12 protein-coding genes are annotated in these 14,737 nt (G+C 55.2%); all 12 read right to left on the reverse strand.

The window, feature by feature from the left end; translation table 11 throughout:
• Positions 1 to 19 precede the first annotated feature (19 nt).
• From tssA to tssC, 12 genes are read right to left on the reverse strand one after another with little or no spacing between them, the layout of a single operon-like run.
• On the reverse strand, positions 20 to 1,438 hold the full coding sequence (gene tssA, locus A0G03_RS16040; RefSeq protein ID WP_048261805.1) for a type VI secretion system protein TssA: 1,419 nt from the start codon (positions 1,436 to 1,438) through the stop codon (positions 20 to 22).
• An 11-nt stretch (positions 1,439 to 1,449) separates the two neighbouring features.
• Positions 1,450 to 2,010, reverse strand: coding sequence for a type VI secretion system-associated protein VasI (vasI, locus tag A0G03_RS16045; protein WP_048261808.1), 561 nt, complete (start codon positions 2,008 to 2,010; stop codon positions 1,450 to 1,452).
• Entirely contained in the window at positions 2,010 to 3,578 is a 1,569-nt protein-coding gene (locus A0G03_RS16050) for a sigma-54 interaction domain-containing protein (RefSeq protein ID WP_048261810.1), read from the reverse strand. The genes vasI and A0G03_RS16050 overlap by 1 nt, the downstream gene beginning before the upstream one ends.
• 2 nt (positions 3,579 to 3,580) lie before the next feature.
• Positions 3,581 to 6,178: a type VI secretion system ATPase TssH gene (tssH, locus tag A0G03_RS16055; RefSeq protein ID WP_048261812.1), complete on the reverse strand. Its 2,598-nt coding sequence runs from the start codon at positions 6,176 to 6,178 to the stop codon at positions 3,581 to 3,583.
• A 13-nt stretch (positions 6,179 to 6,191) separates the two neighbouring features.
• Entirely contained in the window at positions 6,192 to 6,968 is a 777-nt protein-coding gene (icmH, locus tag A0G03_RS16060) for a type IVB secretion system protein IcmH/DotU (RefSeq protein ID WP_048261814.1), read from the reverse strand.
• A gap of 15 nt (positions 6,969 to 6,983) precedes the next feature.
• Complete coding sequence (tssK, locus tag A0G03_RS16065; RefSeq protein ID WP_048261817.1) at positions 6,984 to 8,321, reverse strand: type VI secretion system baseplate subunit TssK; 1,338 nt, start codon at positions 8,319 to 8,321, stop codon at positions 6,984 to 6,986.
• Positions 8,322 to 8,323: 2 nt separating this feature from the next.
• Positions 8,324 to 8,845 (reverse strand): type VI secretion system lipoprotein TssJ, encoded by a 522-nt coding sequence (tssJ, locus tag A0G03_RS16070; protein WP_048261819.1) that lies wholly within the window; start codon positions 8,843 to 8,845, stop codon positions 8,324 to 8,326.
• Positions 8,845 to 10,065, reverse strand: a complete 1,221-nt coding sequence (tagH, locus tag A0G03_RS16075; protein ID WP_048261821.1) for a type VI secretion system-associated FHA domain protein TagH — start codon at positions 10,063 to 10,065, stop codon at positions 8,845 to 8,847. The genes tssJ and tagH overlap by 1 nt, the downstream gene beginning before the upstream one ends.
• A gap of 2 nt (positions 10,066 to 10,067) precedes the next feature.
• A complete protein-coding gene (tssG, locus tag A0G03_RS16080) occupies positions 10,068 to 11,066 on the reverse strand; it encodes a type VI secretion system baseplate subunit TssG (RefSeq protein WP_048261823.1) in 999 nt (332 codons plus the stop codon).
• Positions 11,030 to 12,796, reverse strand: coding sequence for a type VI secretion system baseplate subunit TssF (gene tssF, locus A0G03_RS16085; RefSeq protein WP_048261825.1), 1,767 nt, complete (start codon positions 12,794 to 12,796; stop codon positions 11,030 to 11,032). The genes tssG and tssF overlap by 37 nt, the downstream gene beginning before the upstream one ends.
• 2 nt (positions 12,797 to 12,798) lie before the next feature.
• Positions 12,799 to 13,230 (reverse strand): type VI secretion system baseplate subunit TssE, encoded by a 432-nt coding sequence (gene tssE / locus A0G03_RS16090; protein ID WP_005972060.1) that lies wholly within the window; start codon positions 13,228 to 13,230, stop codon positions 12,799 to 12,801.
• Positions 13,231 to 13,235: 5 nt separating this feature from the next.
• Positions 13,236 to 14,714, reverse strand: coding sequence for a type VI secretion system contractile sheath large subunit (gene tssC / locus A0G03_RS16095; protein WP_048261827.1), 1,479 nt, complete (start codon positions 14,712 to 14,714; stop codon positions 13,236 to 13,238).
• Positions 14,715 to 14,737: the final 23 nt, after the last annotated feature.

Below are 14,737 nucleotides of genomic sequence, written 5' to 3' on the forward strand. Positions count from 1 at the left end.
ACCATTCACTCCGAATGTCTTATTTTTTGCGGGATGCCGCCAACCGCTCTACGCGGCTGACCATTCCCGGTTCCCATTGCATCAGGCCCAATTGTTGGCTTTCCTGCCACATGTGCTGATAGTGCTGTGCTGCCAGTGATTTCATTCCTTCTTCGGCGAGTAAATCCGCCAGTACCAGCTCGGCATAAAAACGATCGCGAGGCTCTTTCAGGCGACGCATGCGCTCATCCAATAGCTGCATCGCCGCCCCAATGCCTTTCTCATCCCGACAGGCGGCGGCCTCCGTCGCCAGATCGTCCTGCCGCGCGCCGCCGCCACCGCGAACAGGCTGACTGGACTGCAACCACTGGGTGCACTTCCCGGTCAGAAATGGCGCACCATCGCTGAACGCCAGTTCACGCAGTTCCGGCAAGCGCTGAATAAACGCAGAAAGCTCTTCCGCCATCGCTGTGGCGACCGACGTATGTCCCAGTCTGGAAGCCACCGAGGCCGACAACATATGGCCATCAAACCAGTAAGGCGCCAGTACCAGACTTTGTTCTATACGTTCCCACAGCGCCAAATCGGCCTGTGCAAGCGCACTTTGGTATTCATCCACACGGTCTGACGAGACGGGTGCCAACTGCGTTTTATGCCCCTTCGACGACATCGGCGGGGTGGCAATACCGGACCAGATAGCATGACGTCGCAGGCGGTAGCCGATCGGTGAATCAGGATGACGCTCAACCAATAATGCGGCGACGTTCAACTGGGTTTGTCGCCAACTGCGCTCATCGGATGAATTAATCTCCACCGAACTGACTGGCGTCGAGGCAGCGCTGGCACTGGTTTCACTCTCGCCTGAGCTACCGCTTACTGTCGGGGTCGGTTTCGCCGTCTGATTCGCCTGTTCTTGCGCCTGCTGCCGCTGTCTGGCACGTTTAACGCCCTGCACCAGCTCATCCATCAGCACGGCTTTGTCGCTGGCCAGTTCGCCCCAACGGGTCGCCACCTGCTCCGTTAACTGCTGTAATTGCTCTAGCTCTGCGCTGGATGCCGTCTCCGCAATACGCGGGATCGCACTCTCAAAACGTCGAACAATCTGGATCATCAACTTCTGTTTCTGCACCGGGCTGGCAGGCCAGGCGGTCACCCAGTAACTCTCCAGCCAGCTATCCAGCAGCATCAGCGCGGTAGAAAACGGTGTCGCTTTAGCGGGGTGCTGTAAGCAGCGCAATAGCTGCACCAGCACCCTCATGTCTTTGGTTTTGCTTTCCAGTAACGTCAGGCAATAACCCGCTACCACGTTAAGATCGACCTGGTTATGTGCCAGCGATCCTAGCTTGACCAGCTCCGTTTCTACCTTTTCCCAGAGCGGATCGTCAGCCAATACCGCCGCGCGCAACCGCTCATCCGGCAACGAGGTTTGCAGGCGTTTACACCAGGGATGTGCATGCATGAATGCCTCCTTTACCAGTGACACTGCTGACGCAGCGGCGCGACTGCTTCACCCAGCCCAGCAAGTTCGATACGCAGCGTATGACCGTCAGTGCCGTTAAGCACCAGTTCGCGATGCCCAATCCAGCGCTTTAACGCATCAATCGCCGGCAGGCCGCGCCCTGACTCCAGCAGTTGCCCACGATTACGGATAAACCAACTGTCGGATACGGTCACACCATCAAGCTGCGACGTGACAGACTCGCCTGCCCAGGCTTCGCTGAGGGTAATGCGCAGGTGCGTAATATTGCTGGCACAGCTAATCACCAGCGCATTGCCATCGGCCAGCACGCGGGTGAGCGTCATATCGCCGCTGTCCGCTTCACGTCCCAATTGGAACGTTCCGCCAGCAGCAGCGTTATCATCTTGTGGGGACAGCGTACCGCTACGCTCAGCTTCCCGACCCAGCGCGTCATAACAGGCCAGTCGAAGCTCTGAAGCCGTTTCATTACGGCACTGTTCCCATAACGACTGCCAGGCGGGATCGGGCGTCGCAGCGGTTGCCAACAGTAAGGGAGCCATCGTCAGAAACATCAATTTACCTCCAGCTTCTGGCATTTGTGGTCAAGAGTACGTTTAGGGATATTGAGGCTATCGGCTACCAGCAGGCGGTTGCCCTGAAACTGACGCAGGCGTGCCTCAATCACAGCCGCTTCATACAGCTGCGTGGCTATACGCAAATCGTGGATATGCTGATAACAATCGTGTTCCTCAGCCGTACTGCTCGTCAGCCGATCGCGCAGTTCAGGCGGCAGCGATGTCAGGGACAGCGCCTCACCGTCCGGCGTATGCGCGCAGGCGACTTCCAGCAGGTTACGTAGTTCCCGCACATTACCGGGGAAGTCATACGCCACCAGTTGACGCAGGAAGGCACGACTCAGTGGCCCAAGGTGCTTTTGTGGTTTGTCTGTAAATTGTTTATCTGCAAATTGCTTGTCGGCAAACTGACCAATGAAGTGCTCGCACAACAGGCGAATATCGTCCGGCCGCTCACGCAGCGGAGCAACCTGTAATAAACACTGGCAAAGGCGGTGATAGAGATCCTGCCGGAACACGCCGTCAGACACCTGCTGTTCCAGCGGCTGATGGGTCGCAGCAATCAGACGGAAATCAGAATAAACTTCTTTCTCCGCGCCCAGAGGACGGAAGCTGTGCGTCTCCAATACCCTTAGCAGCTTGGCCTGCATTGACTGCGGCATATCGCCGACTTCATCCAAAAACAGCGTGCCGCCGTTAGCCTGTTCTACCAGACCAATTTTGTTGCTTTGTGCGCCGGAGAACGCCCCTTTCTGATAGCCAAACAGTTCGCTTTCAATCAGATTTTCGGGAATTGCGGCACAGTTGATAGCAATAAAGGGTTTGTCGGCACGTTCGGAGCACTCATGCAGCAAACGCGCCACCACATCTTTCCCTGAACCGGTTTCGCCCTGAATCAGCACCGAAAGGCGGTGTTTTGCTGCCTGATAAATCTGCTGATGCAGCTCTTTAATCACCACAGACCGGCCAATCAGGGTGGCTTCCACCCGCTTTTCCTGTTCGCGACGACTCTGCCCCTCATCCTTAATCTGGCGGAGTGAATCTCTTAACGCGACCTGTTCCCGTCGGGTGTGTGCCAGCTCACGCAACAGCATAAGCTGGCGACAAAACACCTGCGCCAGCCGTTCGCATTCCCCTCGTTGATGCAGCGTTTGCAGGCGCGTTGGCGTATCCAACAGCGCCAATACCGCCAGCGGTTTGCCGCTGTCCGACAGCAGCGGCAGCGCGTGAAGCCCGCAATTCGTCCCGACAGAAACCAGCATCTGCCGAAACTCACGATGCTCAATGCGAGCACCGCCATAGAGGGAATCCCAGGTACGCGCCTGATTCTTATGCAGTGCATAAGCCAGCGGGTGGCTAAAGTCATCCACCCCCAGACTCAGCGCCACCGGCATCTCATGCACCCGCCCCTGACAAGTCAGTTGCCTGCCGCTGACATCCACCATACCCAGTAGCATCCCTTGCGGCTGCCAGGCGGCCTGCATCGTCTCCAGCAGCCAGTCGCACAGACCGGCCTCATCGTGCTGTCGAGTGAGTGCGAGCGCCAGTTCGAGGGCATGTTGCATACTCAGCCCTCCACCTCAGTCTGGAACTGGCCGGCTTCGACACGGAAATGAATACGACTAACGGGTTCACCCGCAGACATACGTTGCAGCAGTTGTAGCGAAACCGGTGGCAGCAAGGCGCCATCAATCACCGATTCGAGCATGCGTGCCCCGTTTTCGCTGCGGTTCGCCAACCGTAGAATCTCTTCCGGCACCTCGTCTTCAATGATGACTTCCGCCCCAAATCGCTGTTGCAGCAGAGAAACCAGACGCGACAATTTGCCCTGTACGATCTCGACCATGGTGTCATGCGCCAGCGGCAGATAAGGGATGACTTCCATACGTGCTAACAGAGCAGGTTTGAAGAAAGCCGCCAGCTCAGGATAGAGCGCATCCAGCAACACCTCTGATTGCTCAGCGTAGGTAACAATCGTCTGGAACCCGAGGTTGGACGTCAGGAAAAACACTACGTTACGGCAGTCGATGACACGGCCTTCACCATCGGCCAACTCGCCTTTATCAAACGCCTGATAGAACAAATTCAGAACATCCGGGTGTGCCTTCTCTACTTCATCCAGCAGCACCACGGAGTACGGTTTCTGACGGATCGCTTCGGTCAATACGCCACCTTCGCCAAACCCGACGTAGCCTGGGGGCGAGCCGATCAGGCGTGAAACCGTATGCTTTTCCTGATATTCCGACATATTGATGGTGGTCAGGTAGTTACGTCCGCCAAACATCAGGTCGGCAATCTGAACCACGGTTTCCGTTTTACCGACGCCGCTTGGCCCCACCAGCAGGAAAGCCCCCAGCGGACGCCCTGGACGACGGAGGTCCGCACGCGCAGTCAGCAAGTGTTTATGCAATTGAGCAATCGCCAACTGCTGCCCTTTAATAGATTCCCCCAAGAATTCAGGCAGGCGCGTGACGATATCCATCTCTCCCTGAGAGATCCGATTCAGCGGCACGCCCGTCCATTCAGCAATCACTGCGGCAATCTGCATTTTATCGACGTGGGGGGAGACCAGCACGGAGGCTTGCTGAAGTATTTCCAGCGCTTGCTCACAGGTAGCCAGTTCCGCCGCTGCCGATACCGCATCAAAGTCGACGGCTTGCTCTTCATCCAACAGCGCTGTGCGCAGTTCGATCACACGCTGAACCTGTGTTTTCTGCTGCTGCCAATCAGCTTCCAACTTTGCCAGCGATGCCGCGCCTGCTTCGCGGGCGTCACGCAGTTCGACTAACCGCTCTTCGGTATTGCCGAGACCGATGCGCGCCTGACGCTCAAGCTGGGTGATTTCCATTTTCTGCTGATGCAGGCGAGTTTGTAGCTGGCTGACTGCACGCGGTGGCGTCGTCAGGTTAATCGCCACGCGCGCACTCGCAGTATCCAGCACGTCAATCGCCTTATCGGGGAGTTGGCGACCTGAGATATAGCGCGCCGACAGCTGCGCCGCCGCCTGAAGCGCATCTTCATCAATCAGGACGCCGTGCGCTTTCTCATAGATGCCGCGCAGCCCACGCAGGATAACCGTGGCTTCTTCCGCGTTTGGTTCACCGACTTTGACGAGCTGGAAGCGACGGGAAAGCGCCGCATCTTTCTCGACGTATTTTTTATACTCGCTCCAGGTCGTCGCCGCGATGGTACGCAGTTCACCGCGTGCCAGCGCAGGCTTGAGCAAGTTTGATACATCCAGCCCGCCGGCCTGATTACCAGCCCCAATTAGCGTATGCGCTTCATCGATAAACAGAATGATCGGGCGTGGCGCATCCTTCACTTCCTGCATCACACCTTTGAAGCGTTTCTCAAATTCGCCTTTAACCGAGGCACCGGCCTGCATCGCCCCTAGGTCGAGCGTAAGCAGTTCTACATCCCGCAACCTTTCCGGTACGGCACCCGCCACAATACGCAGCGCCAACCCTTCGATCAGCGCACTTTTACCGACGCCCGCTTCCCCCACCACAATCGGGTTGTTTTTACGGCGACGGGAGAGAATGTCGATCATCAGATCGATTTCATGATCGCGGCACAGCACCGGATCCAATTGCCCCTGTCGGGCAGATTCCGTCACGTTTTGCGTATAGCGGGACAGCTGCGTGCTTGCCGCAATAGCCTGTTCCGCCGTGGCAGACTGCACCGCCACTTCCGTTTCAACAGAATCCTTCACCCACTCATCAAACTGCTGGCGTAAAAGTTCACGGTTAATCTGTGCCAGCGGACGGGATATCGCGCCTGCCACATAGCGATTTGGCGTCAGCAGTAAAACCAGCAGCAAGATACCGCTACGCAGATGCACATGTTGAAATTCAGCCGAGGCCAGCAGCCAGCTGTCCTGTAGCCATTCCACCAACAGAGGAGAGAATGAGGGATAGCCCGCATCAAATTCTTTATCCACGGAGGAAGGTAACAGCAGCGAAGACAGCTCATCCGCATCGACGCCAGCACGCTTGAGGATCTGGCGCACATCGCACAGCGGCGTTTCCAGCATTTTCATCAACAGGTGCTCAATGCGGATTTCCGCACCCTGATGTTGAATACAGAGTGCCGCCGCTTCTTCCAGCATATGACGGCACACAGGGTTGAGTCGTTCAACCAGTGTCGGCAGTTCAATTCGAATCACGGTGTAGCTCCTGTTATTGTAATAATTCTCCCAGCTGACGCAGTACGTCCTGGGTTTGATGGGTTAGCTCGTAACGGTACAGGCCGAATGCGGCCACCAAGACCACAAAAACGCCGATAAACAACGTGCGCAATGACACCTGCCTGCGCAGGTGGTAACGCGAGGCCTGCTGCCCCAGATTCAGGTGGAAGACCGTCGGCGAATTAGCAGGCTCAGGGCGCAACGTGTCATGTAACTTACTCACGACGCGGTTCAACTCCTCACGCCCCTGAGTCATCACCCGGTAGCGCCCTTCAAAGCCCAGACAGAGGCAAAGGTAGATAAATTCCAGGATGTCTCGATAGCGGGTGGGATCGTCCAGCAGCTTCTCCAGCAGGACAAAAACCTTTTCGCCCCCCCAGGTTTCATTGTGAAAACGAGTCAGCAGGGAATGGGCCGACCACATGCTTTGCCCGCCCCACTCCCGTCCCATCACGGCTTCATCAATGAAGGTGCAGAGGATGTAGCGGAAGGACAAAATCACGCCGTTTTCATAGCCATGAGAATGCAGTTCCTGCTCGATAGCCTGAATTTCAGATACCACGCGCTGATAAAGATCCTCCACGCCGTCATAGGCAGAGAGCTGGCGAACTCGCTCCACCATGCCCAGCAGCGGTGTGACCGCATCAACCATCGGATTAATGCTTTGCCCACGCAGGCGGAACCAGTAGTCGGAATCCATATCCAGCTGTCGGGCGTGGTCAAAAAGCAGATCGCCCAGTTGATCGTTTTTAATAACCTCGATGCTCATCTCTTCCTCTCCTGACTACTGGCCACGGATGGCCCAAAGCTGCATATCCAGTTCCGGGAATTCACCAGCAATGTGGAACGCCAGCGTGTTGCCAGACACCAGCACCTGCCAGGCAGGGCTTTGTCTATCCAGTTGGAAATAGCTGTAACCCGCGTGATAAGGCAGTTGACGCGGCGCAACCGGCAGCGGCAGCAGCGGGATGCCAGGCAATTGCAGGCTGATCAGTTCGCGGATCTTCTCGCTGGAGGCAATCTTCGTTTGTTGCAGCAGCTGTTTACGCAGATGTTCCTGCGGCATACGCGCACGTACCGCCAGCACAAACTCTGCGCTGGTCATCAATTCCGCATCGCCAACCATTGCTACCATCACGCCATACGGCTGTTTCTTCAGTTGGATGGAGACGGCACGCGGCGACAGCACGGTGCTCAAGGCTTGACGCAGCGCCATCATCAGCGGCTCAAAGCTGGCCTGCTGATGTTCATGGCGATAGGCGGGGAATTCAGGCGGCAGACGCGATTCATCGGTAAACGTCATCAGTTCACCGCACAGCTCCACCAGCGTTTCGTGCAGGCGTTCAGGGTGCAACGTGCCAAGACGTGCCAGATGCGACAGCTTAGGCTGAGCGCGGTTGAGTAATTGCAGCATCATGAACTCAGCCACGTCCGCTACGCCCTGCTGTCCCGGTGCGGCAATACGCTGCGACAGACTGCGTGCGCGTTCAGCAACCAAACCGGCAGATTCGCCCAAAAAGCGTTTTAAACTGGGGATTGCAGTAACGCTGATGCTGCATGGCATAAAGTTAGGATCCAGAATCAATCCGCCGTCAGGGCGTTTATCCAGAATGTTGGCGATCGCCAGCGAGGCATAGGCGCTGCGATCGTCACGATCGAGCATCAGTCGCAGGCTGACCTTACCAACTTCCAGAGAAACGATATCGCCACCGTCGCTGTGTAGATCGCGCACGTCATGCCGGTGTGATTGCAGACGGCTGGCGATCCCCTGCCCCGGCTGACCCACTTCACTGACGCCATTTACTGCCAGTGGCAGCGCCAGATACACTTTCTGGTTTGCCAGCGCGACGTCGGTGATCTCCAACGGCAGCGGCAGGGCATCATCACCGGGAATATTGAACACGGTGCCGTCCGGCATCACACCGCTGGCGTTAACCAGCGCGATGCGGCCAAAATTGAGATATTCCTCATTAATTGCCAGTGACTGTAAACCATAGAAATAATCACTAAGGGCGCTGAGACGCGCGTGCAGTGCGTAATCGGTGTGTCTTTGTTGCTGTTGAAAATGCTGCGGTTTAATGAACAAACCTTCCCGCCAGATAATGCGATTGCGACTCGACATAATTATTCTTCTTCTTGGTCTTTTTTGATTTCGACTTCATCCCGGCGCAGGTGCACGAGAATCTGATACGTTTGCCCGGTATTCTTTAGCTTGATGACTTTGCGCCACTCCGCGCTTTCCGAATCGGCATACCGAGCCACCACGCCGAGGTAGTGCACCTTTTCATCCAGTACTTCTGGGGGCAGATATTTGAACTGCCCTGGCAATAGCGTGTAGTCCTGATGATTGATGTAATTCTTGGCTAACGCTTTTTCGATATCCGTCGTGATCTGGTCGTAATCGGTCGCTAACAGACGCGAATCTTCCGCCAGCAGAACCAGTTGGAATTCGATAGGGGCAGCTTCACCGCTGTCGTTCGGGTTAACATCCGGTTCCGCCAGCAGACTAAACCCCACGGTAGAAGGCTGATGATTGTTGCTGCCCACCTGGATATCAGGATTCGCCGCGACCTGCGCCATCTTGCCCAGCGTGGTACATCCCGATAGCAGGAACATCAGGGAACATAAGCACAGTGCCCGCAGCATTATTTTTGCTCCTGCTGTTGACGCACGGCACGGTCATACGCCTGCGCATACACCTGATGGAACAATTTTTGGAAACCCTGCTGGCGGGGTGACGTCAATTCTCGGTAGTAGTGCTGATACATCTGCCACGCCCAGCCGTCATCTGCTGCCATCAGTTCACCACTGCGGCGATAGTGTTCAAAACGGCTAAGCAGCGCGGCTGGCGAAAAAGCCTGAAGAATATTTTCCAACGCCACGGCAATCGCCTGCTGGTTCGCGATGTGATGCACCCGCACATTGTTCAACACCTCTTCCACTGCGGCAGGCGCAGAGAGGTGCACGGGGCTTTTCCCTTCGGCAAACAGCACCGACAGCGTATCCGCATAGCCCAACCCCAGACGCAGCGGGTTATCTTCAATCGGGCGTAAGTGCGTGTCCGCCAGTGCCGCCTGCTCTGTCTGCAATGCCAGCAAGCCTTCAACCATGGCGCGCAGGCTTTTCCCCATCTCTTCCAACATTTCACGCAGTCGCGCATCGTCGGCCGGCTGAAGCGACAGACCCAGCCCACGCATCAACGGAGCCAACGAGGTACCGTCGCTGTACCCTTCCAGCTCATCTCCCGCATAGCGTGTGTTGATAGTCGGTAATTCGACAAATTTCTGATCCATGGTGTCCTCAGCAGAAGAAAAAGAAGAAAGAGAGGGCGTGAGCGATTCGCCGACCGTCTCATTGTCTGATAGCAAAAGTGACTGGCTCTGTTCTTTCTGTAGCGCCCACAGCGGGTCGTTCAACACAACGGTGGAGTCTGCAAGATCCGTAGAACGCCTTTTTTTATCTTCACTGAGCCAGCCGCCCAGCACGTCGTCCGTGCGCTGTCCCAATACCTGATCGATATCCTGTTCCGTCGTGGGATCGCCGATGTACACGCCCAGCCGGAAAGGCCCAATCACCAGCTCATCGCCGTGCGACAGAATGACTTTGCGATCTCGCCCAATCGGCGACAGGGAACCGTTAATAAAAGACTGGCCGCTCAGATCGCACAGGCTGAAATAACCATCGGTCATGTCGATACGAGCATGTGCCGGGACCACAGAGCCCAGCCGATCCCGCAATTGCCACTGGTCTTTTTCCGACGCGCCCAGCGTGCCACCACGGTGATCGAACTGGTGCTGCACCTGAGAATTGATATCGAGCTGCTCACTGTTAAGCACAACCAACGTGAGTGGGTGGGTTACGTTCACATTTACTCCTGCACACAAATCGTCACATAGGGATCCGTTGGCGGCTGCCCGAGAAAGCTGCTCCATCCCAAACGGCTGCTTTGCTCACTTCCCAGGCTTAAGCCCTTAGCTTCGCCTTCCGCGAAACCAAGACGCAGATCCCAGGCCAACTGATCGCGAAGAATGAAAGAGACAAAACGCACCAGCGGCTGAAAATGCTCACCGTTGGGCAAAAAACTGAGAAAGCGGCTGAAGCTGAGATTGCCAACCTTGAGCAAAAACTTGCCCGCGCAGTCATTCACTTTGTCGCCGATCACAAAATCACCGCCCAACATCATGTTTCCTTTTCCCAAGCGGTTCTGCTGCCCTTCGTGAATGGGAACACGGCGGTGCTGCCAGGCCATGACGGCGACGTCGTCCAGATCAAAACAGTGAATAACCAGACCCGCGACAACTTCCGGGGAACGGCTGGGACTTGCCAACACCCCGGCGTAGGAAAGCATCTTGGCGCGGTTAACCGGCAGGCTGTCGCGTACGGCGTCATTTCCTAGCCCGACGAGCGCAAACATCAGGCGAGAGAATCCATCCTCCCCCTCATTCTGAAAGCGGACGTGGTAACGGTATTTACGCCATGCGCGGTGCAACAGCGTGAGCAAGCGGTGATGGAAGAAATCAAGAAACACACCCAGCTTCTGTTCGCCCTGCGCGTATTCCCAAGCTAGTTCTTCGAGGTAATAGCCGGGCATCGGTGACTGGCTGCCGTGCAGACCCAGAAACGCGACTTCCAGTTCCTGACGGCCCTCTTCATCGCGTCCCACCTGCAAGATATCGCTGGGGTGAAAGCCAATAGATGCCGTAGAGCGAAAGCGCAGACGCTCCTGTTCAGGACGAAAATCCAGATCTTGTTCCAGATCCACGCCTTCCAGTCGATTAAGCAATTCCACCAATTGGAAAAAATTAAAGCGCGAGACATCCTGACGGAACGTCACATCATCGAGTGTTGACCTATCTGTACCGGCCATCGGTAGCGCTCCTTGTTATCGATGTTGACCACTTCCAACAGGTGGAAAGCGTTGACACTGGCGTATAGCGAGAAGAAGTGCGCCAGCACCGTACTAAACAGATAGAGTTCCCCTTCACTGGAGAACGCGGATTGCCGTACCGACAGGATTGATTTCAAGCCGCGCACCGGCATGCCCTGAACCAGACGATCGATAGGCGTGGTTTCGATAGACTCGATACCTGCCAGACGCTTACGCGAGGCTTGCTCTGCCTGCTTATCGTGCAGCGCCGGGAAATCGTAAGTACGCAGAATCTGTACCAGCGCATCACGCCGCAGCAGCGATACGTAGTTCAGGGACAGGTTGGAGATCAGCGTCCAGTGCAGGCTGCCATCCATCGCAGGCCGTAACGGTCGCGTCGGGCGAACCAAATTACGAAACGTCGCAAAAGACGGTGAATTGCCGGTGGGTACGCAGATCGCCCCAACGGACAGCTGTGCCGCCCGCGATCGATTGGTACAGGTCAGGGTCACCGAGATGGACTCATCCAAATCAATCACCTCTTGCTCATCGCCACGCACAAAAGAGAGCATGTGATCAAAACCGTTGCCGTTCACGGCTTCTCTTACCCGGATGCGGTAATAGAGCGCCAACCGTCCTTTGGCTCGCTCTATTTGGTGCTGAAAACTCTCAAAAGGCTGATACGTACGCGGAATGCCCCGAGAACGACCTGAATTCCCTTCAACCCAGCCTTCAACCTTATCCACGGAGAAGATTTCAAAGCTATCGGCGTTGCGGTAGCTGGCTTTCAGCGGGTAATCCGTCTGGCGTCCACTGAGGTTGATCGGTTCGCTATCGTGTTGGAAGAGGTTGATCGCCGGCACGCAATTGAGCATGAACGAATCAGGGCGGATCTTGAGTTCCGCCGGTAACGGACGGTCAAAGCAAAAATGCAGACGGAATTCTGTTACCGTCAGCGGGAGATCCGGCCATACCGCGCCAGCGAGTTGGAAAAAGAGAAAACTTTCAGGAAAACAAAAGTATTCCTGCAAGATGCGGTAACCCGAATAGACATTCCCGGGGTACGGCAATAGCGCATCGTCACGCTCAAAGCCGACCGTCTTCAGCACGCTGGCTTCCTGACGGAAGCGTTGGCCATCGACTTCCAGCTCAATATGCGACAGCTGGCTGGCGATCCAGAAATAGAGTTCGTAGGCCGTATAGGTATCACCGCCCAGATAAAAGCGCAGTTTGTCGAGTTGCAGATCGCTGAGTGAAAGCGGGCCATGCAGCCCAATATCTAGCGTAATCGTAGAAAGATCATTGCCGCTCTGTACCTTGATGTCACGGATATCCGCCGGATAAATCCAGGCATCGTGACAGGTCTGAAAATGGCAAACCACATCATCAATCGGCAGGCTGTCGAGTTCACAGCCACGCTCAACAAACGCAGGCTGTGCAATCGCGCCGGGGAGTACCGAAAACTGCATAATGGTCATACTCGGTACGGGGCGCAGGTAATTAGGCCACAGCATTCCCAGCAGACCGTGTGTCAGTTCCGGAAATTCATCCTCGATCTTCGCCCGCAGGCTCCCCGTCAAAAAGGCGAACCCTTCCAGCAGACGCTCGACGTCTGGATCCGTGGTTTGTTCTGACAAAAATCGGGTAAGCTCAGGGTGCGCCTTGGCGAATTCACGCCCTTGCAGGCGCAAGTAGGTCAGCTCATCCCTGAAAAAATGTTCCAGTGACATAATCAGATCATTCTGTAATGGCGGTGGCTATCCATATGGATATTGAAAGAGGCGACCTGCTCCAGATCTTCCAATCTGACCCGGGCGGTAACCTGAAACGACATCTCCATCGGATTCGATAAATAGTCCGATGTGTCGACATCCACATGAACAATTCGAGGTTCAAAGCGACAGATACACTGTCGGATCGCCTCCCGGATTTTCCCTCGAATGTCCGCACCACCCTGCGTCGCGTCATTAAAATCAATCACGCCAAGCTCAGGTGCGCTGCGACAATTTCCGGGCCGGGTGTTGAGCACGTTGTCCAGTTGACGCTTAACGGACTCGATCAGTGCTTCAACTTCCGTTTCAGGGGAGGAACGACGTTCCTCCCCACGGATACGATCAAACAGACTTGCCGCGTTTCCCCTTTCCCAAGCAGAAAGAGACGGCATAAGTCTTATTCCTTATCTAAGCGCCCTACCAGCGACAGCTCAAAGTTCGCCCCCATGTACTTGAAGTGCGGGCGCACAGACATGGTGACCTGATACCAACCTGGTTCTCCTTCTACATCCAACACTTTGATCTGTGCGGCACGCAGAGGACGACGGCTACGGACATCTGCCGGCGGGTTTTCCTGATCGGCGATGTACTGTTTAATCCAGGTATTCAACTCACGTTCAAGATCCTGACGCTCTTTCCATGAGCCAATCTGCTCACGCTGAAGCACTTTAATGTAGTGCGCCAGACGGTTGATGATGAACATGTACGGCAGTTGCGTACCCAGCTTGTAGTTGGTTTCCGCTTCTTTGCCTTCTTTGGTGTTCGGGAACACCTTCGGCTTCTGCACCGAGTTAGCAGAGAAGAAGGCCGCATTGTCACTGTCTTTACGCATCGTCAGCGTGATAAAGCCTTCTTCGGCCATTTCATATTCACGACGATCGGTGATCAGAACTTCAGTCGGGATCTTGGCCTGAAGTTGGCCCATGGCTTCATAAACATGCACTGGCAGGTCGGTAATCGCACCACCGCTCTGCGGACCAATGATGTTCGGACACCAGCGGTATTTCGCGAAGCTGTCCGTCAGCGCCGTTCCCATCAGATAGGCGGTATTGCCCCACAGATAGTGTTCGTGATTGGTACTGATATCTTCCTTGTAGTTGAAGCCCTTAATCGGGTTTTCTACCGGGTCATAAGGCAGGCGAGCCAGGAAGCGCGGTGCCGTCAGGCCCAGATAACGACCGTCTTCAGATTCACGTAGCGAGCGCCATTTCGTGTAGGCTGGGCCTTCGAAAACAGATTTCAGATCTTTGATGGAAGGCAGATCGGTGAAGCGATCTACGCCAAAGAAGGTCGGTGCAACAGAAGAGATGAACGGCGCATGCGCCATCGCGCCAACGGCGCTGACATACTGCATCAGCTTAATGTCTGGTGAGCTTTGCGTCAGCGCATAGTCACCGATCACGCCGCCGATAGGCTGACCGCCAAATTGACCGTAGCCGCTAGAGTAAACGTGCTTATAGAAGCCAGACTGGGAGATTTCAGGCGCGAATTCAAAATCTTCCAATAGCTCTTCTTTTGTCGCATGCAACACCAACAGTTTGATGTTTTCACGGAAATCAGTGCGATCGATAAGCAGTTTCATCGAACGCCAGGAAGATTCCAATTCCTGAAGTTCTTTCGCATGCAGAATAACGTCAATCTGCTTGCTGAGTTTTTTGTCCAGTTCGACGATCATGCTATCGACTAGCGCTTTATTCACGGGTTCTGCTGCATTACCGCTATCAAGAATGTTAGCAACCAGCGCGGCAATACCTTGCTTAGCCACGCTATAACCTTCATCGACCGGGCTAATGCGTGCTTGAGCCATGATGTCATCAAGCAGTGATCCAGAGGTGCTGGCAGCCCCTGTCTGAGCCTGTTCTTCAATTATTGACATATTATTTCCCTATTTCGTCAGTA

Origin of the sequence: Pectobacterium peruviense, from assembly GCF_002847345.1 — a bacterium.
GTDB classification, from domain to species: Bacteria; Pseudomonadota; Gammaproteobacteria; order Enterobacterales; family Enterobacteriaceae; genus Pectobacterium; species Pectobacterium peruviense.

What these genes read in the sequence shown, in the direction of transcription:
- vasI (WP_048261808.1), bottom strand. Translation starts at nt 2,010, where the DNA reads ATGTTTCTGACGATGGCTCCCTTACTGTTGGCAACCGCTGCGACGCCC.
- tssE (WP_005972060.1), bottom strand. Translation starts at nt 13,230, where the DNA reads ATGCCGTCTCTTTCTGCTTGGGAAAGGGGAAACGCGGCAAGTCTGTTT.
- tssJ (WP_048261819.1), bottom strand. Translation starts at nt 8,845, where the DNA reads ATGCTGCGGGCACTGTGCTTATGTTCCCTGATGTTCCTGCTATCGGGA.
- tssF (WP_048261825.1), bottom strand. Translation starts at nt 12,796, where the DNA reads ATGTCACTGGAACATTTTTTCAGGGATGAGCTGACCTACTTGCGCCTG.
- icmH (WP_048261814.1), bottom strand. Translation starts at nt 6,968, where the DNA reads ATGAGCATCGAGGTTATTAAAAACGATCAACTGGGCGATCTGCTTTTT.
- tssA (WP_048261805.1), bottom strand. Translation starts at nt 1,438, where the DNA reads ATGCATGCACATCCCTGGTGTAAACGCCTGCAAACCTCGTTGCCGGAT.
- tssG (WP_048261823.1), bottom strand. Translation starts at nt 11,066, where the DNA reads ATGGCCGGTACAGATAGGTCAACACTCGATGATGTGACGTTCCGTCAG.
- A0G03_RS16050 (WP_048261810.1), bottom strand. Translation starts at nt 3,578, where the DNA reads ATGCAACATGCCCTCGAACTGGCGCTCGCACTCACTCGACAGCACGAT.
- tssC (WP_048261827.1), bottom strand. Translation starts at nt 14,714, where the DNA reads ATGTCAATAATTGAAGAACAGGCTCAGACAGGGGCTGCCAGCACCTCT.
- tssK (WP_048261817.1), bottom strand. Translation starts at nt 8,321, where the DNA reads ATGTCGAGTCGCAATCGCATTATCTGGCGGGAAGGTTTGTTCATTAAA.